Origin of the sequence: Rathayibacter sp. AY1F6 (assembly GCF_002932035.1) — a bacterium.
In the GTDB taxonomy this organism is placed as follows: domain Bacteria; phylum Actinomycetota; class Actinomycetes; order Actinomycetales; family Microbacteriaceae; genus Rathayibacter.
The window spans coordinates 11,826-37,939 of the sequence record NZ_PSVD01000018.1 but is presented as its reverse complement, the minus strand read 5'-3'; the positions used below and the strand labels follow the sequence as shown (position 1 = coordinate 37,939).

The following is a 26,114-nucleotide window of genomic DNA, read 5'->3' as shown; positions in this document are numbered from 1 at the left end:
CGCATCCGGAAGCGGGCCGCACTAGCAGTCGGAGCGCGCTCCGACCAAGCCGCCCGGCGCGATCCGGGCCCGCCGGTACACTCGTCCTGAGCGGAAGGAGGCTCGTTCGCATGGATGAGCGCAACGACGAACAGCCCGACACCGGCACCGGTCCCACGCCGCGGACCGCCATGGACGCGGCTCGGGAATCGGGTCAGTACTCCCCGCGAGCGAGCGACACCGCTCCGACCCTCCTGCCCGACGGCGTGCGGATCACTCCGCCCGGCCCGCGACGCCGCTCCACCGCCCCCGCTCCGGTCGAGGACGAGGACGCGATCGACGTCGGCCGCCTCGGCCTGCCGCCCTCGCGCTCGCGCGCTCTCGTGCCCCCGGAGCCGAGTCCTGCTCCGACCCCCTCACCGGCTCCCGCTCACCCGTCCGGCGCGAACGGACCGGTCTCGGCGGGGATCCCCGCCCGAGCGGAGTCCGCCGAGAAGCCCGCGGCGTCCGAGTCCGCGGGGGAGCCCGCCGCCGTCCCCACGCGCCGCGACCGCCTCCGCGCCGAGTCCTCGAGCGCCGCTCCCGCCCCGTCCGCGCCGAGCGCCGCCGTCCCCGAGTCGGCGTCGATGCTCACTCCGGACAGGCTCCTGGAGGTCAACCGCAAGACCCGTCCCGCTCCCACGGGCGGCTGGCACCGCTTCCTCTACGGCCTGACCTTCCACACGGTCAACCTCGGCGACTCCGCCAAGGTGAAGGCGTGGAAGGCGATGGACGAGCGGATCGGCCGGCAGTTCGAGGGCGGCACCCGCTTCGTCCCGGTCATGACCCGCAAGGGCGGCGTCGGCAAGACCACGGTCACGACGCTCCTGGGCATGGCCCTCGCCGACGCGCGCGAGGACCGCATCATCGCGGTCGACGCGAACCCCGACCGCGGCACCCTGGCCGAGCGCGTCCCCAAGCAGACGCGGGCGACCGTCCGCGACGTCGTGAACCGCGCGGCCGGCGTGACGGGGTTCACCGAGTTCTCGACGATGGTCTCCCGCGACGAGACCCGCCTCGACGTCCTCGCCTCCGACACCGACCCGCAGCTCTCCGAGGCCTTCGACGAGGACGACTACAACGTGGTCGCCGACCTGGTCGAGCGCTTCTACTCGATCATGCTCACCGACTGCGGCACGGGCATCGTGCACTCGGTGATGCGGCCCACGCTGCAGCGCGCCGACACGGTGGTGATCGTCTCGGGCGGCAGCGTCGACGAGGCCCGCCTGGCCTCCGAGACCCTCACCTGGCTGGACGCGAACGGCTACGGCGCCCTGGTGCGCAACGCGGTCGTCGCGCTCAACACGGCGACGCAGGGCACGAGCCTGGTGAAGCTGGAGGAGATCGAGTCGCACTTCCGCTCCCGCGTCCGCGACATCGTCCGGATCCCCTACGACCCGGTGCTCGCCGCCGGCTCCGTGGTGAAGTGGGAGCAGCTGCGCGAGGGCACGAAGGACGCCGCGCGCCTGCTCGCCGCGCTCGTGGTCGAGGGCATGCCGGTCCGACGTGTCTGAGCCCCGGGCTTCCGGGGCGGCGTCCGCCGCGCACCAGGACCGCACCGACGGGCCCGACGCGTCCACCGACGCCTTCGACCTGATCGTCATCGGGGCCGGCTCCGGCAACTCGATCGTCGGTCCGGAGTTCGACGGCCTGCGGGTCGCGATCCTCGACGACGGGGAGTGGTTCGGCGGCACCTGCCTCAACGCCGGCTGCATCCCGACCAAAATGTTCGTCCATGTCGCCGACGTGGTCACCGACGTCGACCAGGGCGGCCCGATCGGCGTCCACTCCCGCCTCCGCCGCCCCGAGTGGGCCGAGGTGCGCGACCGGGTGTTCGGCCGGATCGACGCGATCAGCGAGGGCGGTTTCGAGTACCGCGATCAGCGATCCCCGAACGTGACCGTCCTCCGCGAGAGCTTCGGCTTCGAGTCGCTCGGAGACGGCGACCGCCCGCACGTCCTCGTCAGCGCCAGCGGTGCCCGCATCAGTGCGCCGCAGGTGGTCGTGGCCGCCGGCTCGCGGCCCAGGCCGCTCCTCGCCGCGTACGAGCCGGACCCCCGCATCCAGGACTCCTCCTCCGTCATGCGGCTCGACGAGCTCCCCGAGCGGATGCTGATCCTCGGCGGCGGCGCGGTGGCCGTCGAGTTCGCCCACGTCTTCTCCTCCTTCGGCACGGCCGTGACCGTCGCCGTCCGCGGCGACCGCCTCCTCCGCGCCCTCGACGAGGACGTCTCGCGCCGGTTCACCGGGATCGCCGCCGAGCGGTACACGGTGCTCACCGGAGTGAGCGCCGAGAGCGTCGACGCCCGCCCTGACGGGCTCCGCGTCGCCCTCAGCGACGGCACGACGGTCGAGACCGACCTGCTCCTCGTCGCCCTCGGCCGCGACCCCAACAGCGACACGGTCGCCGCCGCCTCCGTCGGGATCGATCTGCACGAGGACGGCCGGATCAGCGTCGACCCCGAGCAGCGCGTCCTCTCCGGCGGACGCCCCGTGCCCGGCCTCTTCGCCCTCGGCGACGTGTCGTCCCGCTGGCAGCTCAAGCACGTCGCCAACCACGAGGCGCGCCTCGTGGCGCACAACCTCCTGCACCCGGGCGAGCTGCTCTCCAACACCCTCTCGCCGGTGCCCGGCGCGATCTTCGCCCACCCGCAGATCGCCCACTTCGGGCTCACCGCGGCCGAAGCGCGGGACCAGGGCCTGGACGTCGTCACCGTCACCCAGGAGTACGGCTCCACCGCCTTCGGCTGGGCGCTCGAGGACGACTCCAGCGCCTGCCTCCTGGTCGTCGGCATCGACGGCGCCCTCCTCGGCGCGCACATCATCGGGCCGCAGGCCAGTATCCTCATTCAGCCGCTCGTCCAGGCCGCCAGCGCCGGCACCGGCATCCGCGGACTCGCCCGCAGCCAGTACTGGCCGCACCCCGCAGCGAGCGAAGTCGTCGAGAACGCCCTCCTGAGCGCGGAGGAGGCCCTGAGGGAGCGCACCACATGACCGAACGCCAGATCCGCATCTTCGGGGACCCGGTGCTGAAGACCCCGTCCACGACCATCGAGACGGTCGACGCCGGCGTCCGCGGCCTCGTCGAGGACCTCGTCGACAGCGTCCGACCGCCCGGACGCGCCGGCGTCGCAGCCCCCCAGATCGGCGTCAACCTCCGCGCCTTCAGCTACAACGTCGACGGCGTCATCGGGTACATCCTCAACCCCGAGATCATCGAGCTCAGCGGAGACCCGCAACCGGTCGACGAGGGCTGCCTCTCCGTCCCGAACCTCTGGTACCCCGCGATCCGCTACCCGCACGCGAAGGTCCGCGGCACCGACCTCGACGGCAACGAGATCGTCCTCGAAGGCGACGGCCTCATGGCCCAGGCCCTCCAGCACGAATGCGACCACCTCGACGGACGCCTCTACCTCGACCGCCTCTCCCAGGACGACCGCCGCGCCGCCATGAAGGCCGTCCGGGAATCCGACTGGTTCTGAGTTGGATTCCGAGCCGGTCCTTGCCCGGCTCGGCGCGGTCGGCTTCTCGAGGTGGGCGCGTTCGGTGGAGCGTCGTGCGTTCCGCCGACGGTGAAGCGCTGGCACGCGCTTCACCGGATACGGCTGCGTTGAGGGGGGAGCCGGTCCCTGCCCGGCCCGGCGCGGTCGGCTCAGCGAGGTGGGGGCGTTCCGTGGAGCGTCGGGCGTTCCGCCGACGGGAAAGCGCTGGGACGCGCTTTCCCGGATACGGCTGTGTTGGTGGGGAGCCGGTCCTTGCCCGGCTCCACGCAGTCGGCCGCTCGAGGTGGGCGCGTTCCATGGAGCGTCGTGCGTTCCGCCGACGGGAAAGCGCTGGGACGCGCTTTTCCGGATACGGCTGTGTCGAGGGGGGGCCGGTCCTTGTCCGGCTCCGCGCGGTCGGCTTTTCGGGGTGGGCGCGTTCTATGGAGCGTCGTGCGTTCCGCCGACGGGAAAGCGCTGGGACGCGCTTTCCCGGATACGGCTGTGTCGAGGGTGGGCCGGTCCTTGTCCGGCTCCGCGCGGTCGGCTTTTCGGGGTGGGCGCGTTCGGTGGAGCGTCGTGCGTTCCGCCGACGGGAAAGCGCTGGGACGCGCTTTTCCGGATACGGCTGTGTCGAGGGTGGGCCGGTCCCTGCCCGGCTCCGCGCGGTCGGCTTTTCGAGGTGGGCGCGTTCTGTGGAGCGTCGTGCGTTCCGCCGACGGGAAAGCGCTGGGACGCGCTTTCCCGGATACGGCTGTGTTGAGGGGGAGCCGGTCCCTGCCCGGCCCGGCGCGGTCGGCACCGCGACAGGGGCGCGTCGAGGAGAGCGTCGGGCGTTCCGCCGACGGGATAGAGCTGGGCGCGCTGTCCCGGAGGCGGCTGCGATCGGGACGGCCTGGTGGTAACGGCGGGAGAGCGCGGGGTCAGCGGAGGGAGATGCCCTCGGTGGCGGGGGCGGCGGAGTAGACGGCGGCGATGGTGTCGGCGAAGTCGGCGAGGATGACGTTGCGCTTGATGCTCATCTTCGGAGTCAGGTGACCGCTCGCCTCCGTGAACTCGGTCGGGAGGATCACGAACTTCCGGATCGACTCGGCGCGGGACACGCGCTCGTTCGCCGCATCGACGGCCCGCTGCACCTCAGCCAGAACGACCGGGTTCACGGCCGCGTCCTCGAGTGAGAGGCCCTTGTCCTGCCCGTTGTTGGCGAGCCACGTCGGCAGCATCTCGGAGTCGAGCGTGACCAGAGCGGCGATGAACGGGCGCTGATCGCCGACGACGACGACCTGGCCGACCAGCGGGTTCGCGCGGATCGGATCCTCCAGCGCCGCCGGAGCGACGTTCTTGCCGCCGGCGGTGACGATGATCTCCTTCTTCCGCCCGGTGACGCGCAGGTACCCGTCCTCGTCCAGAGTTCCGAGGTCGCCCGTGCGGAACCACTCGCCGTCGAACGACTCGGCCGTCGCCGCCTCGTTGTTCCAGTAGCCGCCGAAGACGTCGATGCCGCGCACCTGGATCTCGCCGTCGCCCGCGATCCGGATCGAGACCCCGGGCATCGCCGGGCCCACCGAGCCGATCTTGAACCGCTCGGTGCGGTTGACCGTGGCGGGCGCCGTCGTCTCCGTGAGGCCGTAGCCCTCGAGGATCTTGATGCCGAGGCTGTGGAAGAAGTGCCCGAGCCGGTCTCCCAGCGGCGCCGAGCCGGACACGGCGAAGCGGACGTTCCCGCCCATGGCGGTGCGCAGCTTCGAGTAGACGAGCCGGTCGAAGAGGAGGAACTGCAGCTTCAGAGCGAGCGGCACCGAGCCCGCCTCGAGCGCCATCGAGTGGGCGACGGCGACGTCGGCCGCGCGGCGGAAGATCTTCCCCTTCCCCCCGGCCTCGGCCTTCTGCTCGGCGGAGTTGTAGACCTTCTCGAACACGCGCGGCACGGCCAGGAGGAACGTCGGCTTGAAGGATGCGAGCGAGGGGAGCAGCTGCCTGGTGTCGGCCTGGTGCCCCACCTTCACCCCGCCGTGCACGCAGAGGATCGCGATGAAGCGGGCGAACACGTGCGCCGTGGTGATGAACAGCAGCGTCGACGCGCCGGGCTGGTGGATCAGCTCCGTCAGGGCGACCGCCGAGTTGCGGCTGAGCTCGACGAAGTTCGAGTGCCGGATGATGCAGCCCTTGGGGCGGCCGGTGGAGCCGGAGGTGTAGATGATCGTCGCGATGTCGGTGCCGGTCGCCAGCGAGCGGCGGCGCTCGATCTCGGCGTCCGGCACGTCGACGCCGCGCGCGACGAGCTTGTCCAGATCGCCCAGCCCGATCTGCCAGGCGAGTCGGACCTCGGGAAGGTCGGCGCGGATCTCGTCGAAGCGGGCGAAGTGCTCGGGAGTCTCGACGATCACGGCGTGCGCGCCGGAGTCGGCGAGGTTCCACTGCACCTGCGCGGGGGAGGAGGTCTCGTACACCGGGACGAGGATCCCGCCGGCGAACCAGACGGCGAAGTCGATCAGCGTCCACTCGTAGCGCGTCTTGCAGATCAGCCCGACCTTCTCGCCCGGCTCGAGGCCGGCGGCGACGAAGCCCTTCGCGAGGGCCGTGACCTGGTCGAGGAACTCCTGCGCCGTCACATCGCGCCATCCGTCGCCGTCGGGCAGCGCGAAGAGCGGGCGATCGGGCGTCTCGCGGACGCGGTCCAGCAGGAGGGCGGTCGTGTTGGCCTGGGGATCGGCCGGAACCACCAGGGGGGAATCGAACTGGTCCACGGCAACTCCTTCGGTACCTGAATGAACGTCGTCTCCACCCTACCGGCGCGGCGCAAGCTGTGGATCCGTTCAGGGTAACGATCCAGGGGTGGCTCCGCGAGGAGGGCCGACACGCGTCGCCGGGTCTCGCCGCTGAGCCGCATCGGAGCGCTCGCGGTCACTACACTCGTCCTGGCCGCCGCTCAGGGCGGCCCGCCGACGCTGCCGCGCCGGCGGCGACGGGAAGGCGGTTCGCGTGCACGCGATCGGGATCGACATCGGCGGCACGAAGATCGCCGGAGCCCTGGTCGACGAGTTCGGGGGGATCCTCCGCGAGGACCGTCGGCCCACTCCCGCCGGGCACCCCGAGCTGATCGTCGACGTCGTGGTCGAGATGGTCGAGCATCTGCGCTCCGGCCTGCTCCCGGGAGACGTCTCCGCGGTCGGAGTCGCCGCCGCCGGCTTCATCGACGCCTCGCAGTCGATCGTCTACTACGCCCCGAACATCAACTGGCGCAACGAGCCCTTCCGCGAGAAGCTCTCGGCCCGCATCGACCTGCCGATCATCATCGAGAACGATGCGAACGCCGCCGGCTGGGCCGAGTTCCGCTACGGCTCGGGCCGCCTCGTCAGCGACATGCTGATGCTCACCATCGGCACCGGAGTGGGTGGCGCGATCGTCATCAACGACCGGCTCCTGCGCGGCGGCTTCGGCGCCGCGGCCGAGATCGGGCACATGCGCGTCGTCCCCGGAGGCCTGCCCTGCGGCTGCGGCGCCCGCGGCTGCATCGAGCAGTACGGCTCGGGCCGCGCGCTCCAGCGCTTCGCCGGCGAGCTGGCCGACGCGGGCGGAATCGGCCAGGGCATCGCCGACGCCCGCGCCCGCAACGGCGGCGAGCTGAACGGCCACCTCATCTCCGAGCTGATCACCGCCGGCGACCTCGGCGCCCTCGCGGCGCTGCGACAGCTCGGCCACTGGCTGGGCGAGGCGGCGGCCAGCCTGAGCGCCGTCCTCGACCCGCAGATGTTCGTCATCGGCGGCGGAGTGGCGCAGGCGGGCGACCTCCTGCTGGACCCCATCCGCCAGGCCTACCTCGACAACCTCCCCGCCCGGGGCTACCACCCCGAGCCCGAGTTCCGCATCGCGGAGCTCGTCAACGACGCCGGAGTCGTGGGGGCCGCCGACCTGGCGCGCCTGCACGCGAGCTCCCTCTAGCGGCACCCGCCGCACCCGATCCGCCGCACCGCCGAGGAGCCCGATGTTCTACTGGTTCATGAAGCACATCGTCGCGGGCCCGCTCCTGAAGACGATCTTCCGGCCGTGGGTGGTCGGCGCCGACAAGGTGCCGCAGAACGGCGGCGTGATCCTCGCGAGCAACCACCTCTCCTTCATCGACTCCGTGATCCTCCCGCTGGTGATCGAGCGGAACATGGTCTTCCTCGCCAAGAGCGACTACTTCACCGGCAAGGGCCTCAAGGGCTGGGCGACGCGGACGTTCTTCACCGCCACGGGGATGCTGCCCATCGACCGCTCCGGTGGCAAGGCGTCGGAGGCCTCGCTCAACACGGGCCTCCGCGTCCTCGCGGGCGGCCACGCCCTGGGCATCTATCCCGAGGGCACGCGAAGCCCCGACGGCCGCATGTACCGCGGCCGCACCGGTGTCGCGCGCATGGTCCTCGAGGCCCGCGTGCCCGTCATCCCGGTCGCCATGATCGACACCGCGCGCATCATGCCCATCGGCAAGCGCCTGCCGAAGCTGGGCCGCATCGGCATCGTCTTCGGGGAGCCGCTCGACTTCAGCCGCTTCGAGGGCATGGAGGGCGACCGGTTCATCCTCCGCTCGATCACCGACGAGATCATGTACGAGCTCCTCGCCCTGAGCGGCCAGGAGTACCTCGACGTCTACGCGACCTCGGTCAAGGAGAAGCGCGCGGCCCTCACCCGCTGAGCGCCCGCTCGATGCCGGGGCCCCCTCCCGGCCGAGCGCCCTGCCAGGCGATAAGCTCGTCAACCGCTGCCGTCCGTCCGGACGGCAGCCCTCCGCGCGCCGCTGGCGCCCGTCAGAACCGGGAACACCCTCGTGGTCATCGATCCGAACGAACCGTACGTCCTCGCCGCCCCCTCCGTGGTCGCCGGCCTGGACTATTGGCGCGAGCTCGAGATCAAGCAGCAGCCGCAGTGGCCCGATGCGGAGGCCGTGCGAGCGGCGTCCGCCGAGGTGGCCGCGCTCCCTCCGCTGGTGTTCGCCGGCGAGGTGGACCAGCTGCGCGAGCGTCTCGGAGCCGCGGCCCGCGGCGAGGCGTTCCTCCTGCAGGGCGGCGACTGCGCCGAGACCTTCGCCGGAGCGACCGCCGAGCAGATCCGCAACCGCGTCAAGACCGTGCTGCAGATGGCCGTCGTCCTGACCTACGGCGCGAGCATGCCCGTCATCAAGATGGGCCGGATGGCCGGCCAGTTCGCGAAGCCGCGCTCGAGCGACCTCGAGACCCGCGGCGACGTGACCCTGCCCGCCTACCGCGGCGACATCGTCAACGGCTACGACTTCACCCCGGAGTCGCGCGCCGCGGACCCGCGTCGCATCGTGCAGGGCTACCACACCGCCGCCTCGACGCTGAACCTCATCCGCGCCTTCACGCAGGGCGGATTCGCCGACCTGCGCCTCGTCCACTACTGGAACAAGGGCTTCACCGAGAACCCGCAGAACCAGCGCTACGAGCAGCTGGCCCGCGAGATCGACCGCGCGGTCAAGTTCATGGTGGCGTGCGGGGCCGACTTCGAGGGCATGAAGCGCACCGAGTTCTACACCGGCCACGAGGGCCTGCTGATGGACTACGAGCGCCCCATGACGCGCATCGACTCGCGGACCGGCACGCCGTACAACACCTCCAGCCACTTCATCTGGATCGGCGAGCGCACCCGCGAGCTCGACGGCGCGCACGTCGACTTCCTGTCGCGGGTGCGCAACCCGATCGGCGTGAAGCTCGGCCCGTCGACCACGCCCGAGACGATGCTCGAGCTGATCGACAAGCTCGACCCCGAGCGGGAGCCCGGTCGCCTCACCTTCATCACCCGCATGGGTGCCGGGAGGATCCGCGACGCCCTCCCGCCGCTGCTCGAGGCCGTCAAGCGGAGCGACGCCCTGCCGCTGTGGGTGACCGATCCGATGCACGGCAACGGGCTGACGACGCCGACCGGCTACAAGACCCGTCGCTTCGACGACGTGGTCGACGAGGTCAAGGGCTTCTTCGAGGCGCACCGCGCCGCGGGGACGCACCCGGGCGGCATCCACGTCGAGCTCACGGGCGACGACGTCACCGAGTGCCTCGGCGGCTCGGAGCACATCGACGAGGCGACGCTCGCCACCCGGTACGAGTCGGTCTGCGACCCGCGCCTCAACCACATGCAGTCGCTCGAGCTCGCGTTCCTCGTGGCGGAGGAGCTCCGGGGCCGCGCGATCTGATCCGACCCCGACCGCCGGTCGAGTCCTCGTTGAGGGCTCGACCGGCGGCGTCAGGTCGTGATGGTGATCGACAGCTGGATCGTCGTGCCGCGCTGCACGAGATCGCCGGCCTTGTTGGACTGGTTCGTGACCTTGGTCAGCTCGTTCGGCGCCGCGTCGATCAGCGGGCCGAGCGTCGTCAGGGAGTAGCTCCACGACAGGTCCGCCGCCTCGAGGGCCGCCTTCGCCTCGTCGCGGTTCATCCCCACGACGTTCGGCACGGCGACGGGCTCGGGCCCCTTCGACACGACGACCGAGACGGTGTCGCCGGTCACGGCGGGCGCCTCCGGGTTCGCCTGCGTGAGGACGACGCCCGCGGCCACGGTGTCGCTCCAGTCCTCGCCGCTGCGGTCGAGGGCGAGACCGGCCGCCTCCGCCTTCGCCGTCGCGTCGTCGATCGAGAGGCCGACGACGTTCGGGATCGGTCCGAGGCTCACCACCATCGCGATGGTGCTGGTCTCGGACATCGTCTCGGGCAGCGCCGATCCGTCAGGCAGCGAGGCGGAGACGACCACACCCGCGTCGACGTCGGCGTCGAAGATCTTCGAGACGTCGCCGACGGTGAAGGAGCCGCCCGTCACCGCGGCAGCAGCGTCGGCCTCCGAGAGGCCGGCGAGCGACGGGACCGGCAGCTGGCGCGGCCCGCTCGAGACGGTCAGCGTGATGACGGAGCCCTTGTGCACCCCCTGCCCGCCGGGCGGATCGGAGCTCACCACCGTCCCCGCGGGCACGGTGAGGTCGGGCGTCTCCTGCGGCTGCACCTCGAAGCCCTGCGCCTGCAGCTGGGCCGTCGCGTCCTGCTGCGATTGGCTGACGACGTCCGGGATCGACACGATCGCGCCGGGTCCCTCGCCGAACCACCAGGCCGTCCCGCCGCCGATGAGCGCCAGGAGGAGGACGACCACCGTGAGCAGGACGCCGCGGCGCCGTCGGACGCGGCGCCTGCTCGCGAGCCGGGCGACGGTGTCGTCGTCCTCGTCGACCACGAGCACCGCTCCGGGGGCCGGCGCCGGGTCGAAGACCGAGGTCTGCCCGGGCTCCGCCGGATCGAAGACGGCCGTCGCGGGCGCCGGATCGGCGACGGGCGCCGGGAGCGGGGTGACCGCCTGCGTGTCGCCGCGGCGGTCGCTCGGTGTGATGCCCATGAGCCGCTCGGCCTCGAGCAGCTGCGCGAGCATGACACCGGCGTCGCGGGGCCGCATGTCCGGGTCGCGCTCGGTCGCCCAGAGGACGAGCTCGTCGAGCGAGGTGGGGACGGAGGCGACCGTCGCGCTGGGGTACGGGACGGAGTCGTTCGCGTGCTGGTACGCGATCTGCATCGGCTGCTCGCCCGTGAAGGGCTGCTCTCCGGTGAGCATCTCGTAGATCATGATCCCGATGGCGTAGATGTCGCTGCGGGTGTCGGCGGTGCCCCGCGTGACCAGCTCGGGGGAGAGGTAGGCGATCGTGCCGAGGAGGGCCTGACCGGAGGCGGTGTTGGCGGAGGCGGCGCGCGCGAGGCCGAAGTCGCCGATCTTGATCCGGCCGTCGTCGGCGAGGAGCACGTTCTCGGGCTTGAGGTCGCGGTGGAGGATCCCGGCGCGGTGCGCGGCGGCGAGACCCGAGAGCACGGAGTGCATGATGTCGACGACCTGCTGGGCGGTCAGCCGGCCGCGCTCCTTGAGCAGGTCGCGCAGGGTGATCCCGGGGAGGTACTCCATCACCAGGTAGGCCATGTCCGAGTCCTGGCCCTGGTCGAAGACGCTGACCACGTTCGGGTGGGCGAGACGGGCGGCGGAGCGCGCCTCCTGGACGAAGCGGTTCTTGAACGTCGCGTCGTCGGAGAGGTGGCCGTGCATGACCTTCATCGCCACGCGGCGCTCGAGGCGCTGATCGTGCGCGAGGTAGACCGTCGCCATGCCGCCGCGGGCGATCCTCGAGCGCACCTCGTACCGGCCGTCGACGAGACGGCCGAGGAGAGGGTCGAGCTGGCTGGTGGTCACGCGACGAGTCTAGGCAAGACCCCCGGGGGAACCGGTGAGCGACGCCCGGGCGGCGCAGGACGGGCTCGGCTCCTTCTCCGGGGCGCCCGCAGTTGGCGGCCCTCCGGGCTCGTGGCAGTCTTGACGCGTGACCGACTCGTCCGCTTCCCCCGCCACCTCGACCGATTCCGAGCTCGAGTGGCTGACCGTCCCCGACCTCGTGGAGCTGACCGGGCTCGGCGCCGGCCGGGTCCGCCGCCTCCTCGAGGAGCGCCACCTGCTCGGCACCCGCCGCGACGGCGTGCTGAAGGTCCCCGCCCTCTTCCTCCGCGACGGGGAGCCGATGAGCGAGATCCGCGGCACCGCGATCCTGCTCGCCGACTCCGGCTTCACCGACGACGAGGCGGTCGACTGGATGCTGACGGTCGAGGAGAGCCTGGGCACGAGCCCGATCGTCGCCCTCCGCGCCGGCCGCAAGGCCGAGGTCCGGCGGGTCGCCCAGGCCCTGGCCTGATCCCGCCCGTCCGCTCCTAGGAGGTGCGGACCGTGACCTGGGCGGCCAGCTCGCGCAACTCCGCCACGCCCTCCGTGCGGAGCGGCGCGTCGGGGAGGACCGCGATCGCCGCGGCCACCTCCTGGTCGATGCGATCCTCGAGCCGCTCGAGGGCGCCGCTGCCCGCGATGATCTCCTGCGCCCGCGCGATGGACGCCGCGTCGGCGTCGCTCCGGCCCACGACCGCGTCGAGCTCGGCCCGCTCGCCCGGCGAGCACGCGCCGCGGGCGAGGCCGAGCAGCACGGTGCGCTTGCCCTCCCGCAGATCGTCGCCGGCCGGCTTTCCCGTCACCGCCGGGTCGCCGAAGACTCCGAGGACGTCGTCGCGCAGCTGGAAGGCGATCCCGACCGGGAGCCCGAAGCGGCGCAGGGCGTCCAGCTGAGCGTCGTCGCCGCCGGCGAGGGAGCCGCCGATCACCAGCGGCGCCTCGATGCTGTACTTCGCGCTCTTGTAGACCACCACCCGCTCCGCCCGCTGCAGGTGCTCGTGCTCGGGGTGCTGCACCCACGCGCTCTCCTCGAGGATGTCGAGGTACTGGCCCAGCGTGACCTCGGTGCGCATCAGGTTGAACTCGGCGCGCGCGCGCTCGGCCGCGACTCGATCCCCGAGCGACCACTCCGCCGCGGCGAAGATCTCGTCCGACCAGACCAGGAGGAGGTCGCCGAGGAGGATCGCGGAGGAGCGGCCGAACTCGTCGCGGTCGCCGGTCCAGCCGCCGTCGGCGTGGAAGGAGGAGAAGCGCCGGTGGGCCGCGGGAGCGCCGCGGCGGGTGTCGGAGTTGTCGATCACGTCGTCGTGGACGAGGGCGGCGGCGTGGAACAGCTCCAGCCCGGCGCCCACCCTCGCGATCGGATCGGAGCCGCTCGGATGGGCCTCGCTCGAGGTGCTCGACACCGCGTTCCAGCCCGCCTCGCAGAAGCGCGCGCGGAACCGCTTGCCCCCGCTGAGAAAGTCCCGCGAAAGGTCGCCGAGGGCGGAGACGTCCTCTCCTATGGAGCGCAGAATTGGCGTGCGCCCGGTGAGGAATTCATCGATTCGGAGCTGGACGCGATCGACCAGTCGAGAGCTGTGGTTCACCCGACCAGCCTATGCACCGAAGGTGCCTGGTGCCTGCGTCGGGCTCGGTCTACACTGAAGCGCCGCCCGACCGGTCGAGCCCAGACGCCGCCTATTCCGGTGCCGATCCCCGAAAGGGTCGACGCCGCACCCTGAAGGGGTCACGATGCCGCTTTCGGAACACGAGCAACGGCTCCTCGATGAGATGGAGCGGAACCTCTACCAGAACGACGCCGATTTCGTGGCGGCGGTCGGCAAGGGGCGCGGCGGCACCAACTACCGGGCCCTCGTGCTCGGCATCCTGCTCGGCATCCTCGGTCTCGCCGTGCTCGTCGCGGGCGTGGTCGTGCGCCAGCCCCTCGTCGGCATCCTCGGGTTCGCCTTCATGCTCGGCGGCGTGATCGTGGCCATGCGCCCGGCCGCCGGCGGCTCCGCCGAGCCCGGCCTGCCCGACGTCGGCCGTCCGTCGAAGCCCCGCTCGGGCAACCGCCAGGGGTCCGGCTTCATGGACCGTCTGAACGACAGGTGGGACAACCGCGGAGACGGGCGCGGCTAGCCTCCCCTCCGCTCCACCACAGGGTCGATCCTCACGGATCGGCCCTTTTTTCGTGCCCGCGGCCTCCCTCCCGCGGCATTCCCCCTCCACTTCGCCCCACTGTCGCGATTCCGCGGAAACACGCGGATGACCGGGGCCTCTCCAGCGCGCCCCGCGCCGCGCCGGGGTTGTGAGTGGGGGGAAGTGGAGTACTGTGGAGGACACACCATCCTTGGCCGGAAGAAGTGGGGGGCAGTCCGTGTTCCTCGGCACCTATTCCCCCAAGCTCGACGAGAAGGGCCGCGTGATCCTCCCCGCCAAGTTCCGCGACGAGCTCTCCTCCGGAGTCGTCGTCACGCGCGGCCAGGAGCGGTGCCTGTACGTGTTCAGCCAGGCCGAGTTCGAGGTGATGCACGAGAAGATCCGGCAGGCGCCGGTGACCAGCAAGCAGGCGCGGGACTTCCTCCGGGTATTCCTCTCGGGCGCGAGCGCCGAGACGCCGGACAAGCAGAACCGCGTGACCCTCCCGGCTCCGCTGCGCGCCTATGCCGGCCTCGACCGCGACCTCACCGTCATCGGAGCGGGCAACCGCGCCGAGATCTGGGCGCAGGGCGCCTGGGAGACCTACCTGCAGGAGCAGGAGTCCGTGTTCTCCGACACCCAGGAGGAGGTGATCCCCGGCCTGTTCTAGGTCCTGTCGCGCGACTCCCAGCCACTCGGCGCCCGGACGCACCTTCCCCGGTGTCCGGACGCGAGGTGGATGGGGATCGGACGACAGGAACGGGAACGGCGGGACCGCCATGGCAGAGAACACTTCGAAGGACGCTCCGCGCCCGACCGAGGAGCGGCACCTCCCGGTGCTGCTCGAGCGCTGCGTCGAGCTCCTGGCTCCGGCGCTGGAGCGCGACGGGGCGGTCGTCGTCGACGCGACGCTCGGCATGGGCGGGCACTCGCTCGCGCTGCTCGAGCGCTTCCCCGGCCTGCACCTCGTGGGCCTGGACCGCGACCCCGAGGCGCTGCAGCTCGCGGGGGAGCGGCTCTCCGCCCACGCCTCCAGGATCGACCTCGTGCACGCCGTCTACGACGAGCTGCCCGACGTGCTCGACGAGCTGGGCATCGACACGATCGACGGTGCGCTCTTCGACCTCGGCGTCTCCTCGCTCCAGCTCGACGAGACCGAGCGCGGGTTCTCCTACTCCAAGGACGCGCCGCTCGACATGCGGATGGACTCGACCGCCCCGCTCACGGCGGCGAGCATCCTCGCCGACTACGACGAGACCGCCCTGCGCCGCATCTTCCACGAGTACGGCGAGGAGCGCCTCGCCGCGCGCTACGCCAAGAAGATCGTGGAGGCCCGTCGCGAGGCTCCGCTGGAGCGCTCCGGCCGTCTCGTCGAGATCATCCAGGCGGCGACCCCGGTCGCGATCCAGCGGAACGGCCACCCCGCCAAGCGCGTCTTCCAGGCGCTGCGGATCGAGGTCAACCAGGAGCTGTCCGTCCTCGAGCGGGCGATCCCCGCCGCGCTGGGCCGGATCAACGAGGGCGGGCGGATCGTCGTCGAGGCGTACCAGTCGCTCGAGGACCGGATCGTCAAGCGCGCGCTCCAGGCCGCGTCCTCCTCCACCGCCCCGGCCGGCCTCCCGATGGAGCTGCCGGAGCACCGACCCGAGTTCCGACTCGTCATCCGCGGAGCCGAGCTCGCCTCCGACGACGAGAAGGCCCGCAACCCCCGAGCGACACCCGTGCGTCTGCGCGCGGCCGAGAGGATCAGGAGCACCGCATGAGCGCCACCGCCGTCATCGACCCCGCCGTCATCGACACCGCCCGCCGAGCACGCCCCGAGGAGGAGGCGCCCCGCCCCCGCATCGAGGCCGTCCCGGCCGGTCAGGCGCAGTCGCGCCCGAAGCTCGTCTACGGGATCGTCGCCGTCGCCGGCCTCTTCGCGATCATCGTCGTCCAGCTCCTGGTGAGCGTCGGCCTCTCGCAGGGGGCCTACCAGATCTCGGCGCTGCAGACCGAGCAGAAGTCGCTCACCCGCAGCAACGCGGAGAAGCAGGACGCCGTCGACACGCTGAGCTCGCCGCAGAACCTCGCCACCGCCGCACAGGGCCTGGGCATGGTCGCCAACACCGCGCCGGTCTACCTCCGCCTCTCGGACGGCGCCGTGCTGGGCGACCCCTCCTCCGCCGCGTCGAGCGAAGTCGCGGGCACCGCCTCCGCGCCGCTCGTGCCCAACGCCCTCGTCCCGGCTCTCCAGCCCGGCGCGAGCGCGTCCTCCCCGGCTGTCGACGGTGCGGCCGTACCGTTGCAGGGCGAGCTGCCCGCGCCCATCACGCACTGACGCACGGCGTCGCGGTCCGCCTCCGCGCGGGCACCCGCCCCGCGGGGCGCACGACGACCATCCGGACCCGACGAACGGCGGCCCGCCCGCCCGGAGCAAGAAGGACACCGCCGCAGTGAGACACCACCGCTCGAGCAGACGCCGCACGGCCGTCACGTTCGTCATCATCGTCGCCGTCGTCGGACTCTTCATCGGCAAGCTGGTTGACATCCAGATCGTGCGGGCGAACGAGCTCACCGATGCGGCCGCCCAGAACCAGTCGAACAGCGTCGTCACCTACGGCCAGCGCGGCCCCATCGTGGACCGCTCCGGGACGGTGCTCGCGGACACCACCACGCGCTACCGGCTGACGACCTCGCCGAAGAACGTGGCCGAGTTCCCGCGCGAGCTGGGCGAGGACCAGAAGGTCATGGTCAGCGTGCAGCAGGCCGCCTCCGAGATCGGCGCGATCACCGGGCAGTCGGTCGAGCAGATCACCGGAGCGGTGGACGCCGCGCTCGCGAAGGACGCCAAGGCCAACTACCTGATCCTCTCGGAGGGGCTCGACCTCGAGGCCTACCAGAAGCTCGTCGCGCTCGACATCCCGTGGACCTACTTCGAGACCCAGCAGGGACGCAGCTACCCCAACGGCGCGGTGGCCGGCAACCTCGTCGGCTACGTCGGTGCGGACGGAGCGGCCCAGGAGGGCATGGAGTACGCGGAGAACACCTGCCTCGCGGGGCAGAACGGGTCCGAGAGCTACGAGCGCAGCGCCGACTACGTCCGGATCCCGGGCAGCACCGTCTCGGAGACCCCGGCCGTCGACGGCGGGACGCTGAAGCTCACCATCGACTCCGACCTCCAGTACTACTCCCAGCAGGTCCTCTCGCAGCGCGTCGCCGAGGTCGGCGGCAGCTACGGGATCGTCGTGGTGCAGGAGGTCAAGACCGGCAAGCTGCTCGCCGTGGCCGAGACGCCGACCGTCGACCCCAACAACGTCGAGGCGAGCGCCTCCGCCGACCGCAGCTCGCGCGCCTTCCGGGCGCCGTTCGAGCCGGGCTCGACCTTCAAGCCGATGACGGCCGCGATGCTGATCGACCAGGGCCAGGCGGGCCCGACGACCCAGGTCGTCGTCCCGGACTCCTTCGAGAAGGACGGCGCCTCGTTCAGCGACGACTTCGCGCACACCCCGACGAACTACACGCTGACCGGCATCCTCAAGGACTCGTCGAACGTCGGCATCTCGATGCTCGGCTCCCGCCTGTCGGCCCAGACCCGCTACGACTACCTGCAGAAGTTCGGTCTCGGCACGCCCACCACGAGCGGCTTCCCCGGCGAGGAGGGCGGCCTGCTCGCCGACTACCAGGACTGGGACAACCAGACGAACTACACGACGATGTTCGGCCAGGGCGTCTCGGCGACCGCGGTGCAGGTCGCGAGCATCTACCAGACGCTCGGCAACGGCGGAGTGCGGCTCCCGTCGCAGCTGATCGACGGCTGCACCACGGCCGACGGCTCCGTCGTGGACGTCCCCGATGCGACGGGCACCCAGGTGGTGTCGAGCTCGGCCGCGAAGCAGGTCGTCGACATGCTGCAGACCCATTACAACGAGGGCTGGCTGGCGAGCGACATCCACGTCGACGGCTACAACATCGCCACCAAGACCGGTACCGCGCAGCAGCCCGACGGGAAGGGCGGCTACTCGAAGAGCTACACCGTCTCGCTCGCCGGGCTCGCGCCGGCGGAGGACCCGGAGTACGTCGTGACGGTCACCATCGCCGATCCGGTTAAGATGAACACGTCCCAGGCGACGGCTCCCGTCTTCCAGCAGGTCATGACCCAGGTGCTCAAGACCAACCGGGTGGAGCCGTCCACGGTGCCGCCCGTCGAGTACCCGACGACGTGGTGAGCCCCGCCGGGACCACGATCCACGCACCAGAACGAGAGAAAGAGCGGGCAGTGCACGACCCTCGCCCGCAGTCCTCCCTCCGCCCCGAGCACCCCGTGCCGCGGAGCCTCTCGCAGCTCGTGGCCGAGTTCTCCCTCGGCCCGGTCCGCGGCCTCGAGGGCGTCGAGGTGAGCGGAGTCACGCTGGACTCGAACCAGGTCGAGTCCGGGGACCTCTACGTCGGTGTCGCAGGACGCCGTGCCCATGGCGCGGCCTTCGCGTCGGCCGCCGCGGCGTCCGGAGCCGTCGCCGTGCTGACCGACCCGGCCGGAGCGGAGCTCGCCGCCGACAGCGGCCTGCCCGTGCTGGTGACCCCCGACCCGCGGGCCGCACTCGGCGACGTCGCCGCGTGGATCCACCGCACCCGCGAGGACGTCCCGACGCTCTTCGGCGTGACGGGGACCAACGGCAAGACGAGCGTCGTCTACATCCTCGACGCGCTGCTGCGCCGGCTCGGAGTCGTCTCCGGCCTCAGCTCCACCGCCGAGCGCCGGATCGGCGACGTCGCCGTGGTCAGCTCGCTGACCACTCCCGAGGCGAGCGAGCTGCACGGCCTGCTCGCGCGGATGCGCGAGTCCGCCGTCCGCGCGGTCTCGATCGAGGTCTCGGCGCAGGCGCTCACGCGGCACCGGATCGACGGCCTCGTCTTCGACGTCGTCGGCTTCACGAACCTCAGCCACGACCACCTCGACGACTACTCCGATCTGCGCGAGTACTTCGAGGCCAAGGCCGACCTCTTCGAGCCGGAGCGCGCACGCCGCGGCGTCGTCACGGTCGACAGCGCCTGGGGGCGCGAGCTCGCCGAGCGCAGCCGCATCCCCGTCGCGACGCTCGCCGGCTCGCCGGTCGTCGGAGTCGCCCCGACGACGCCCGCCGACTGGTCGATGACGGTGCTGGACGCGACGCCCGACAGCACCACCTTCCGCCTGGAGGGGCCCGAGAACCGCTCCGTCGTCGTCACCGTCTCGCTGATCGGCTGGTACATGGCGTCCAACGCGGCGCTGGCGATCGTGATGCTGGTGGAGTCGGGCTTCGACCTGGACGCCGTCGCGCACGCGCTCGAGGACAGCCGTCTCGACGTCTACATCCCGGGCCGCGCCGAGCTCGTCTCGGGGGAGCGCGGACCGCGCGTCTACGTCGACTACGGCCACACCCCCGACGCGTTCCAGAACGCGCTCGAGGCGCTGCGGACCATCACGCCCGGCCGCCTGTTCATGGTGTTCGGGGCGGACGGGGACCGCGACACGACCAAGCGGAGCGATATGGGCGCCATCGCCGCCCGCCTCGCCGACGTCGTGGTCATCACGGACTTCCACCCGCGCTGGGAGGATCCGGCCGCCATCCGCGCCGCGCTCCTCCAGGGCGCCCGGGCCGCCGTGCCCGACCGGGAGATCCACGAGATCGCCGACCCGCGCGCCGCCGTGCGCGCCGCCGTCGCCCTCGCGCGCGAAGGGGACTCGATCCTCTACGCCGGGCCCGGCCACGAGGACCACCAGGAGATCGCAGGAGTGCACATGCCGTATTCGGCCAGAGACGACGTCCGTCACGCGCTGCGCGAGGCGGGCTGGCTGTAGATGATCGCCCTCACCCTCACCGAGATCGCCGAGGCCGTCACCGGACGCCTCCACCTGGCCGGCTCGTCCGCCACGGCCGCCACCGTGATCGATGGAGCGACCGAGACCGACTCCCGCGAGATCGCGCCCGGCGGCATCTTCGTCGCCAAGCGCGGCGAGCACACCGACGGCCACCTCTTCGCTCCCGCCGCTCTCGAGCGCGGTGCCGCGCTCCTCATCGTGGAGCGCCCCCTCGACCTCGACGTGCCGCAGGTCCTCGTCGACGACTCCGTCGAGGCGCTCGGCGCGCTGGCGACCGAGGTCGTCCGGCGCGTCCGCGCGAAGGGCGGGCTCACCGTCATCGGCGTCACCGGCTCGAACGGCAAGACGACGACCAAGAACCTCCTCCGCACCGTCCTCGAGCGGGTCGGCGAGACGGTCGCTCCGCGCGGATCCTTCAACAACGAGGTCGGCGCGCCGATCACGATGCTCCAGGTGTCCGAGTCGACGAGCTTCCTCGTCGCCGAGATGGGCGCGAGCGCGGTCGGCGAGATCCGCCGCCTCGTCCGGATGGCCAGGCCCGACGTCGGCGTCGTCCTCGCCGTGGGCCTCGCGCACGCCGGCGAGTTCGGCGGGATCGAGCGCACGCTCGAGGCCAAGACCGAGATGGTCGCCGACCTCACCGCCGACGACGTCGCCGTGCTGAACGCCGACGACGGCCGGGTCGCCTCGATGGCGGGCCGCACCGCCGCCCGGGTCCTCTGGTTCGGCCGCGGCGAGAGCGCGGACGTCCGCGCCGTCGACATCGACGCGACCGCCGACGGCACCCGCTTCGCCATCGAGGTCTCGGCGGGGGAGGGCCGCGAGGCCGCTCGCGCCGAGCTCCTGCTGCGCGTCCTCGGCGAGCACCACGTGATGAACGCCCTCGCGGCGACCGCCGCCGCGCTCTCTGTCGGAGTGGCGCTGCCCGCGATCGTCGAGGCTCTCGCGACCGTCACCCTCGCCGAGCGCGGCCGCATGGAGGTCCTGGGTGGCGAGGACGTCCGCGTCATCAACGACGCGTACAATGCGAGTCCCGACTCCACCGCGGCCGCCCTGCGCACCCTCGCCCAGATCGCGAAGCCCGGGGGGCGCACCGTCGCCGTCCTGGGAGAGATGAGCGAGCTCGGCGAGTGGGCCGACGAGGAGCACGAGCGCGTGGGTCTGCTGGCCGTCCGCCTCAACATCTCCCAGATCGTGGTGGTGGGCCGAGGCGCCCGCCGGATCCACGTCGCGGCCGAGCGCGAGGGATCGTGGAGCGGCGAGTCCGTCTTCGCGGAGACCTCCGACGAGGCGTTCGACCTCCTCGAGGACTACCTGCGACCCGGCGACACCGTGCTGGTCAAGTCGTCCAACTCCGCGGGGCTGCGCTTCCTCGCCGACCGTCTCGGGGAGCGTCACCGATGAGGGCACTCCTCCTGTCCGGCGCGTTCTCGGGAGCCTTCACGCTCCTGATGACGCCCCTGTTCATCCGCCTCTTCCACCGCCTGCAGTGGGGCCAGTTCATCCGCGAGGACGGACCGAAGTCGCACCACGTCAAGCACGGCACGGCGACGATGGGCGGCATCGTCATCATCATCGGCACCGTGGTCGGCTACTTCCTCGGGATGCTGTTCGGCAACCGGGCGATCGCGCCGTCGGCCCTGCTGGTGCTCTTCATGATGGTCGGGCTCGGACTCGTCGGCTTCGTCGACGACTTCCTGAAGACCCGCAACCAGCGCAGCCTCGGCCTCGGCGGCTGGGCGAAGATCGCCGGCCAGGTCATCGTCGCCGCGGCCTTCGCGGTGATCGCGATCATGGTCCGCGACTCCAATGGGCTCACCCCCGCGTCCACCTCGATCTCGTTCATCCGCGACCTGCCGTTCGACTTCGCCTCCCTCGGCTGGATCGGCATCGGCCTGTTCGTGCTGTGGATCTGCATCATCGTCACCAGCACGTCGAACGGCGTGAACGTCGCCGACGGGCTCGACGGACTCGCGACCGGGTCCTCGATCCTCGCGATCGGCTCCTACGTCATCATCGGGTTCTGGCAGTCGAACCAGTGGTGCTTCGACCAGCACCTCAACCCCGAGGTCGTCGACAAGTGCTACCAGGTGAGCGACCCGTTCGACCTGGCCATCATCGCGGCGGCCGTCTCCGGTGCCCTGGTGGGCTTCCTCTGGTGGAACACCTCGCCGGCGCAGATCTTCATGGGCGACACCGGCTCGCTCGGCCTCGGCGGCGCGCTCGCGGCCCTGGCGATCCTCACCCGCACCGAGCTGCTGGTCATCCTCATCGGCGGCCTGTTCGTCATCGTGACCGGCTCGGTCATCCTCCAGCGGATCTACTTCAAGCTGACCCGGGGCAAGCGCATCTTCCTGATGAGCCCGCTCCACCACCACTTCGAGCTCAAGGGCTGGGCCGAGATCACGGTCGTGGTCCGGTTCTGGATAATCGCCGGCATCTTCGTCGCCGCCGGAGTCGGGCTCTTCTACCTGGAATGGCTGTCGCTGGCATGACCGATCCCGCCCGTCCCGACTCCCTCCGCAGCTGGCACTCGGACTGGCGCGGCCTGCGCGTCGCCGTGCTGGGCCTGGGCGTCACCGGGTTCTCGGTGGCCGACACCCTGACCGAGCTCGGCTCCGAGGTGCTGGTCCTCGCCGACCGCGCCGATGAGGAGCGCGAGCGCCTGCTCGAGGTGATCGGCGCCCGCCTGCACCGGGCCGACCTCCTCGACTCCGCTCCGGAGGAGCTGCACGCGTTCTCACCGGAGCTGGTCGTGGTGTCGCCCGGCTTCCGGCCGACGCACCCGATCCTCGTGTGGGCGGCGGAGTCCGGGATCCCCGTGTGGGGCGACGTCGAGCTCGCCTGGCGTGTCCGCGACAAGGTCGTGCGCGCCGACGGCACTCCGGCCGACTGGGTGGCCGTCACCGGCACCAACGGGAAGACCACGACCGTCCAGCTCACGGCGACGATGCTCGTGGCCGGCGGCCTCCGCGCCGCCCCCTGCGGCAACATCGGCGTGCCCGTGCTCGACGCGGTCCGCGACCCGCAGGGCTTCGACGTCCTCGTCGTGGAGCTCTCGAGCTACCAGCTGCACTACCTGGGCGCGATCGAGCCGATCGCGAGCGCGTGCCTCAACATCGCCGACGACCACCTCGACTGGCACGGCTCGTTCGACGCCTACCGCGCGGCCAAGGGCAAGGTCTACGCCGGCACCCGCGTCGCCTGCGTGTACAACCGCGCCGACGCGGCGACCGAGCAGATGGTCCTCGACGCCGAGGTGGTGGAGGGCGCCCGGGCGATCGGGTTCGGCCTCGGCGTGCCCGGCCCGAGCGACTTCGGGATCGTCGACGGCATCCTCTGCGACCGCGCCTTCCTCGAGGACCGCCGCACCAGTGCCCTCGAGATCACCACCGTGGACGAGCTCGCCGCTCGGAACCTCGCCGCTCCGCACATCGTCCAGAACGTGCTCGCCGCGGCAGCGCTCTCCCGAGCGTGCGGGATCGAGGTCACGGCCGTCCGCACCGCGCTGGCGTCCTTCGAGCTCGACGCCCACCGCATCCAGGTCGTCGCCGAGCACGACGGGGTGACCTGGGTGAACGACTCCAAGGCCACGAACCCGCACGCCGCCGACGCCTCGCTGCGCGCGTACCCGTCGGTCGTCTGGGTCGTCGGCGGCCTGCTCAAGGGCGTCGACGTGGACGCCCTCGTGGCCGCGCACGTCGGCCGCCTGCGGGGCGCCGTGGTGATCGGCGCCGACCGCTCGGCGCTGCTCGCGGCATTCCGACGACACGCGCCCGCCCTCCCCGTGAGCGAGGCGGTGCCGGACGACACTGGTGCGGTGATGCAGGCGGCCGTCGAGGCGGCCGCGACGCTCGCCCGCTCGGGGGACGTCGTCCTGCTCGCACCCGCCGCGGCCTCGATGGACCAGTTCCTCGACTACGCGGCTCGGGGCCGCTCCTTCGCGGCCGCCGTGGCGACACACCTGGGAGGGGGAGCCGATGACCGCTCCGACGACGAGCCGCCCCGCGGGCCGCTCGCGCACTGAGCCGCGCGGGAAGGACCGGAGCGGGGCCCGCTCCGCGCGGATCGTCCTCTCGAAGGTCTTCGCCTCCCACTCGCCGAACTTCTACCTCCTCTTCGGAACCACGCTCTTCCTGGTGCTGTTCGGACTGACGATGGTGCTCTCCTCCTCGTCGGTCACCTCCTACGTGTCGAGCGACGACTCCTTCGGGGGCTTCCTGCGCCAGGGCGGGTTCGCCCTCCTCGGGATCCCGATGATGCTGGTGGTCTCGCGGCTGCCCCTCGGCGTGTGGAAGCGCGTGACGCCGATCCTGCTCATCGCCGGCTGCGTCCTCCAGTGCCTCGTGCTCTTCACACCGCTCGGCGACTCCGTCGGCGGGAACCGCAACTGGATCCGCCTCGGCGCCTTCAGCATGCAGCCCTCCGAGATCATCAAGCTCGCGCTCGCCCTCTGGCTGGGGCTCCTGCTCGCCCGCCGCTACCGGTCGCCGAAGGACTGGAAGGACGCGCTCATCCCCGTCCTGATCGTCGGCGGCGCGGCGATCGGACTGGTCCTCATCGGAGGCGACCTGGGCACGGTCGTGATCATGGCGGGCATCGTCCTCGCCGCACTCTTCTACGCGAACGTCCAGATGAAGGTCCTCGTGCCGATCGTGGTGGTCGGCGCGATCGGAGCGGTGCTGTTCGCCGTCTCCAGCGACAACCGCCTCACCCGGATCATGTCCTTCCTCGGCGACTGCTCCAACGTCGAGGAGTACCAGAACTCGTGCTGGCAGCCGGTGCACGGCACCTGGGCGATGGCCTCCGGCGGGATCTTCGGCGTGGGCCTCGGCAACTCCAAGGCCAAGTGGTCCTGGCTGCCCGCCGCGGACAACGACTACATCTTCGCCATCATCGGCGAGGAGCTCGGGCTGATCGGAGCGATCGTCGTCCTGGCGCTGTTCGTGGTCCTCGCGGTCGCCTTCTTCCGCGTCATCCACGCGTCCTCCGATCCGTTCGTGCGGATCAGCACCGGCGCGATCATGGTCTGGCTGATCGGCCAGGCGTTCGTCAACATCGGCGTCGTCCTGGGGGTGCTCCCGGTGCTGGGGGTCCCGCTGCCGCTGATCTCCTCCGGAGGCACCGCCCTGCTCAGCTCGCTCCTCGCCATCGGCGTCGTCCTCTCCTTCGCCCGCACCCAGACCGCGCCCCTGCCCGGCGCTGGCGTGCTGCGCCGCAGGAAGGCGGCGGCGGAATGACCCGCTACCTGCTCGCCGGCGGCGGCACCGCCGGCCACGTCAATCCGCTGCTCGCGACGGCCGACGAGATCCGCAGGCGGAACCCGCGCGACGAGGTGCTCGTGCTCGGCACCGCCGAGGGGCTCGAGGCGCGCCTCGTCCCCCTCCGCGGCTACGAGCTCTCGGTGATCCCGCGGCTGCCGTTCCCGCGCCGCCCGAACGCGGCGGCGCTGCGGTTCCCCGGAGCCTTCCGCGCGACCATCGCCGGCATCGTCCGGACGATCCGCGACCGGCGGATCGACGCGGTGGTCGGCTTCGGCGGGTACGCGGCAGCACCCGCCTACCTGGCGGCGCGCCGCGCCGGCGTCCCCTTCACCGTCCACGAGGCCAACGCGCGCCCCGGGCTCGCCAACCGTCTCGGCGCGCGCGCGACCCGCTCGGTCGGCGTGGCCTTCGAGGGCACGCCCCTGCCGCACGCGCGGGTCGTCGGCATGCCGCTGCGCCGCGAGATCGCCGAGCTCGACCGGGCCGCGCGCCGCGACGAGGCGATGGCGGCGCTGGGCCTCGACCCGTCCCGGCAGACCCTCCTGGTGACCGGCGGCTCCCTCGGCGCTCGACGGATCAACGCGACGGTGCACGCCGCCGCCCGGGATCTCGTGGCCACCGGCTTCCAGGTCCTCCACATCACGGGCGACCGCGCCGAGATCACGGACCCGGGGGTGGCCGGCTACCACCTCCTCGCCTACTGCGACCGGATGGACCTCGCGCTGTCCGCCGCGGACGTGGCCGTCTCCCGCGCGGGGGCAGCGACGGTCAGCGAGCTGACAGCCCTCGGCCTGCCCGCGGTCTACGTCCCGTACCCGGTCGGCAACGGCGAGCAGCGCTACAACGCGCGCGGCGTCGTCGACGCCGGGGGAGCGGTCCTCGTCGAGGACGCCGCCTTCCTCCCCGGCTGGGTCCAGCGGGAGCTCGTACCGCTCCTGGGCGACACCGCCCGTCGCGACGAGATGGCGCGCCGGGCCGCCCGCGTGGGAGTCCGCGACGGCTCCGGGCGGCTCGTCGACCTGATCGAGTCGACCCTCTCCGAGCCGCGCTGAGCCCGCTCCGCGCGGCTCGGGAGAGCACTCCCGCCCACCGTCTACACTGATCCGGCGCACCGCGGGAGGCCCCTCCCGCCCGCCGCGACCCACCCGAAAGCGA

General features: G+C 71.8%; 21 protein-coding genes. 18 read left to right on the top strand and 3 right to left on the bottom strand.

Annotated elements, in window-relative coordinates; genetic code table 11:
• The first annotated feature begins 110 nt into the window (after positions 1–110).
• The 3 genes from C5C44_RS13225 to def are packed head-to-tail and all read left to right on the top strand — an operon-like array spanning position 111 to position 3,500.
• A complete protein-coding gene (locus C5C44_RS13225) occupies positions 111–1,532 on the top strand; it encodes a MinD/ParA family protein (protein ID WP_258066744.1) in 1,422 nt (473 codons plus the stop codon).
• On the top strand, positions 1,525–3,012 hold the full coding sequence (locus tag C5C44_RS13220; protein ID WP_104336001.1) for a mycothione reductase: 1,488 nt from the start codon (positions 1,525–1,527) through the stop codon (positions 3,010–3,012). Before C5C44_RS13225 ends, C5C44_RS13220 begins: the two co-directional genes overlap by 8 nt.
• Complete coding sequence (gene def, locus C5C44_RS13215) at positions 3,009–3,500, top strand: peptide deformylase (protein ID WP_104222578.1); 492 nt, start codon at positions 3,009–3,011, stop codon at positions 3,498–3,500. Before C5C44_RS13220 ends, def begins: the two co-directional genes overlap by 4 nt.
• Before the next feature lie 923 nt (positions 3,501–4,423).
• Here the strand turns inward: def and C5C44_RS13210 are convergent.
• Positions 4,424–6,247: a long-chain fatty acid--CoA ligase gene (locus tag C5C44_RS13210; RefSeq protein ID WP_104247148.1), complete on the bottom strand. Its 1,824-nt coding sequence runs from the start codon at positions 6,245–6,247 to the stop codon at positions 4,424–4,426.
• A gap of 235 nt (positions 6,248–6,482) precedes the next feature.
• On the opposite strand from C5C44_RS13210, the gene C5C44_RS13205 reads away from it, so the two are divergent.
• The 3 genes from C5C44_RS13205 (at position 6,483) to C5C44_RS13195 (ending at position 9,687) form a co-directional block, all read left to right on the top strand.
• Positions 6,483–7,442, top strand: coding sequence for an ROK family glucokinase (locus tag C5C44_RS13205; protein WP_104222580.1), 960 nt, complete (start codon positions 6,483–6,485; stop codon positions 7,440–7,442).
• A 43-nt stretch (positions 7,443–7,485) separates the two neighbouring features.
• A complete protein-coding gene (locus tag C5C44_RS13200; RefSeq protein ID WP_104222581.1) occupies positions 7,486–8,175 on the top strand; it encodes a 1-acyl-sn-glycerol-3-phosphate acyltransferase in 690 nt (229 codons plus the stop codon).
• Positions 8,176–8,352: 177 nt separating this feature from the next.
• Positions 8,353–9,687, top strand: a complete 1,335-nt coding sequence (locus tag C5C44_RS13195; RefSeq protein ID WP_104222617.1) for a class II 3-deoxy-7-phosphoheptulonate synthase — start codon at positions 8,353–8,355, stop codon at positions 9,685–9,687.
• A 50-nt stretch (positions 9,688–9,737) separates the two neighbouring features.
• Here C5C44_RS13195 and pknB read toward each other — a convergent pair whose 3' ends face one another.
• On the bottom strand, positions 9,738–11,708 hold the full coding sequence (pknB, locus tag C5C44_RS13190; RefSeq protein WP_104250750.1) for a Stk1 family PASTA domain-containing Ser/Thr kinase: 1,971 nt from the start codon (positions 11,706–11,708) through the stop codon (positions 9,738–9,740).
• Between the two features lie 127 nt (positions 11,709–11,835).
• Between pknB and C5C44_RS13185 the strand changes: the two genes are divergently transcribed.
• Positions 11,836–12,201, top strand: a complete 366-nt coding sequence (locus C5C44_RS13185; protein ID WP_104222583.1) for an Rv2175c family DNA-binding protein — start codon at positions 11,836–11,838, stop codon at positions 12,199–12,201.
• Between the two features lie 16 nt (positions 12,202–12,217).
• On the opposite strand, the gene C5C44_RS13180 is transcribed toward C5C44_RS13185, so the two are convergent.
• Entirely contained in the window at positions 12,218–13,318 is a 1,101-nt protein-coding gene (locus C5C44_RS13180; RefSeq protein WP_104225375.1) for a polyprenyl synthetase family protein, read from the bottom strand.
• Between the two features lie 145 nt (positions 13,319–13,463).
• On the opposite strand from C5C44_RS13180, the gene C5C44_RS13175 reads away from it, so the two are divergent.
• The 11 genes from C5C44_RS13175 (at position 13,464) to murG (ending at position 26,011) form a co-directional block, all read left to right on the top strand.
• Positions 13,464–13,853 carry a DUF3040 domain-containing protein gene (locus C5C44_RS13175; protein WP_104222585.1) on the top strand — a complete coding sequence of 130 codons (390 nt, stop codon included), beginning with the start codon at positions 13,464–13,466 and terminating at the stop codon, positions 13,851–13,853.
• A 238-nt stretch (positions 13,854–14,091) separates the two neighbouring features.
• On the top strand, positions 14,092–14,523 hold the full coding sequence (mraZ, locus tag C5C44_RS13170; RefSeq protein ID WP_104222586.1) for a division/cell wall cluster transcriptional repressor MraZ: 432 nt from the start codon (positions 14,092–14,094) through the stop codon (positions 14,521–14,523).
• Between the two features lie 109 nt (positions 14,524–14,632).
• Positions 14,633–15,616 carry a 16S rRNA (cytosine(1402)-N(4))-methyltransferase RsmH gene (gene rsmH / locus C5C44_RS13165; protein WP_104222587.1) on the top strand — a complete coding sequence of 328 codons (984 nt, stop codon included), beginning with the start codon at positions 14,633–14,635 and terminating at the stop codon, positions 15,614–15,616.
• Entirely contained in the window at positions 15,613–16,173 is a 561-nt protein-coding gene (locus C5C44_RS13160) for a hypothetical protein (RefSeq protein WP_104222588.1), read from the top strand. The genes rsmH and C5C44_RS13160 overlap by 4 nt, the downstream gene beginning before the upstream one ends.
• A 115-nt stretch (positions 16,174–16,288) precedes the next feature.
• Positions 16,289–18,061, top strand: a complete 1,773-nt coding sequence (locus tag C5C44_RS13155; protein WP_258062170.1) for a penicillin-binding protein 2 — start codon at positions 16,289–16,291, stop codon at positions 18,059–18,061.
• A gap of 50 nt (positions 18,062–18,111) precedes the next feature.
• Positions 18,112–19,674 (top strand): Mur ligase family protein, encoded by a 1,563-nt coding sequence (locus C5C44_RS13150; protein WP_104336000.1) that lies wholly within the window; start codon positions 18,112–18,114, stop codon positions 19,672–19,674.
• Positions 19,675–21,099 carry a UDP-N-acetylmuramoyl-tripeptide--D-alanyl-D-alanine ligase gene (gene murF / locus C5C44_RS13145; RefSeq protein ID WP_104335999.1) on the top strand — a complete coding sequence of 475 codons (1,425 nt, stop codon included), beginning with the start codon at positions 19,675–19,677 and terminating at the stop codon, positions 21,097–21,099.
• On the top strand, positions 21,096–22,190 hold the full coding sequence (gene mraY, locus C5C44_RS13140) for a phospho-N-acetylmuramoyl-pentapeptide-transferase (protein ID WP_104222591.1): 1,095 nt from the start codon (positions 21,096–21,098) through the stop codon (positions 22,188–22,190). The genes murF and mraY overlap by 4 nt, the downstream gene beginning before the upstream one ends.
• Entirely contained in the window at positions 22,187–23,722 is a 1,536-nt protein-coding gene (murD, locus tag C5C44_RS13135) for a UDP-N-acetylmuramoyl-L-alanine--D-glutamate ligase (RefSeq protein ID WP_104335998.1), read from the top strand. The genes mraY and murD overlap by 4 nt, the downstream gene beginning before the upstream one ends.
• Positions 23,676–24,935 carry a putative lipid II flippase FtsW gene (gene ftsW / locus C5C44_RS13130; protein ID WP_104222593.1) on the top strand — a complete coding sequence of 420 codons (1,260 nt, stop codon included), beginning with the start codon at positions 23,676–23,678 and terminating at the stop codon, positions 24,933–24,935. The genes murD and ftsW overlap by 47 nt, the downstream gene beginning before the upstream one ends.
• The gene (gene murG, locus C5C44_RS13125; protein ID WP_104335997.1) at positions 24,932–26,011 is read left to right on the top strand and encodes an undecaprenyldiphospho-muramoylpentapeptide beta-N-acetylglucosaminyltransferase; all 1,080 of its coding nucleotides are present in this window, start codon (positions 24,932–24,934) and stop codon (positions 26,009–26,011) included. The genes ftsW and murG overlap by 4 nt, the downstream gene beginning before the upstream one ends.
• Positions 26,012–26,114 lie beyond the last annotated feature (103 nt).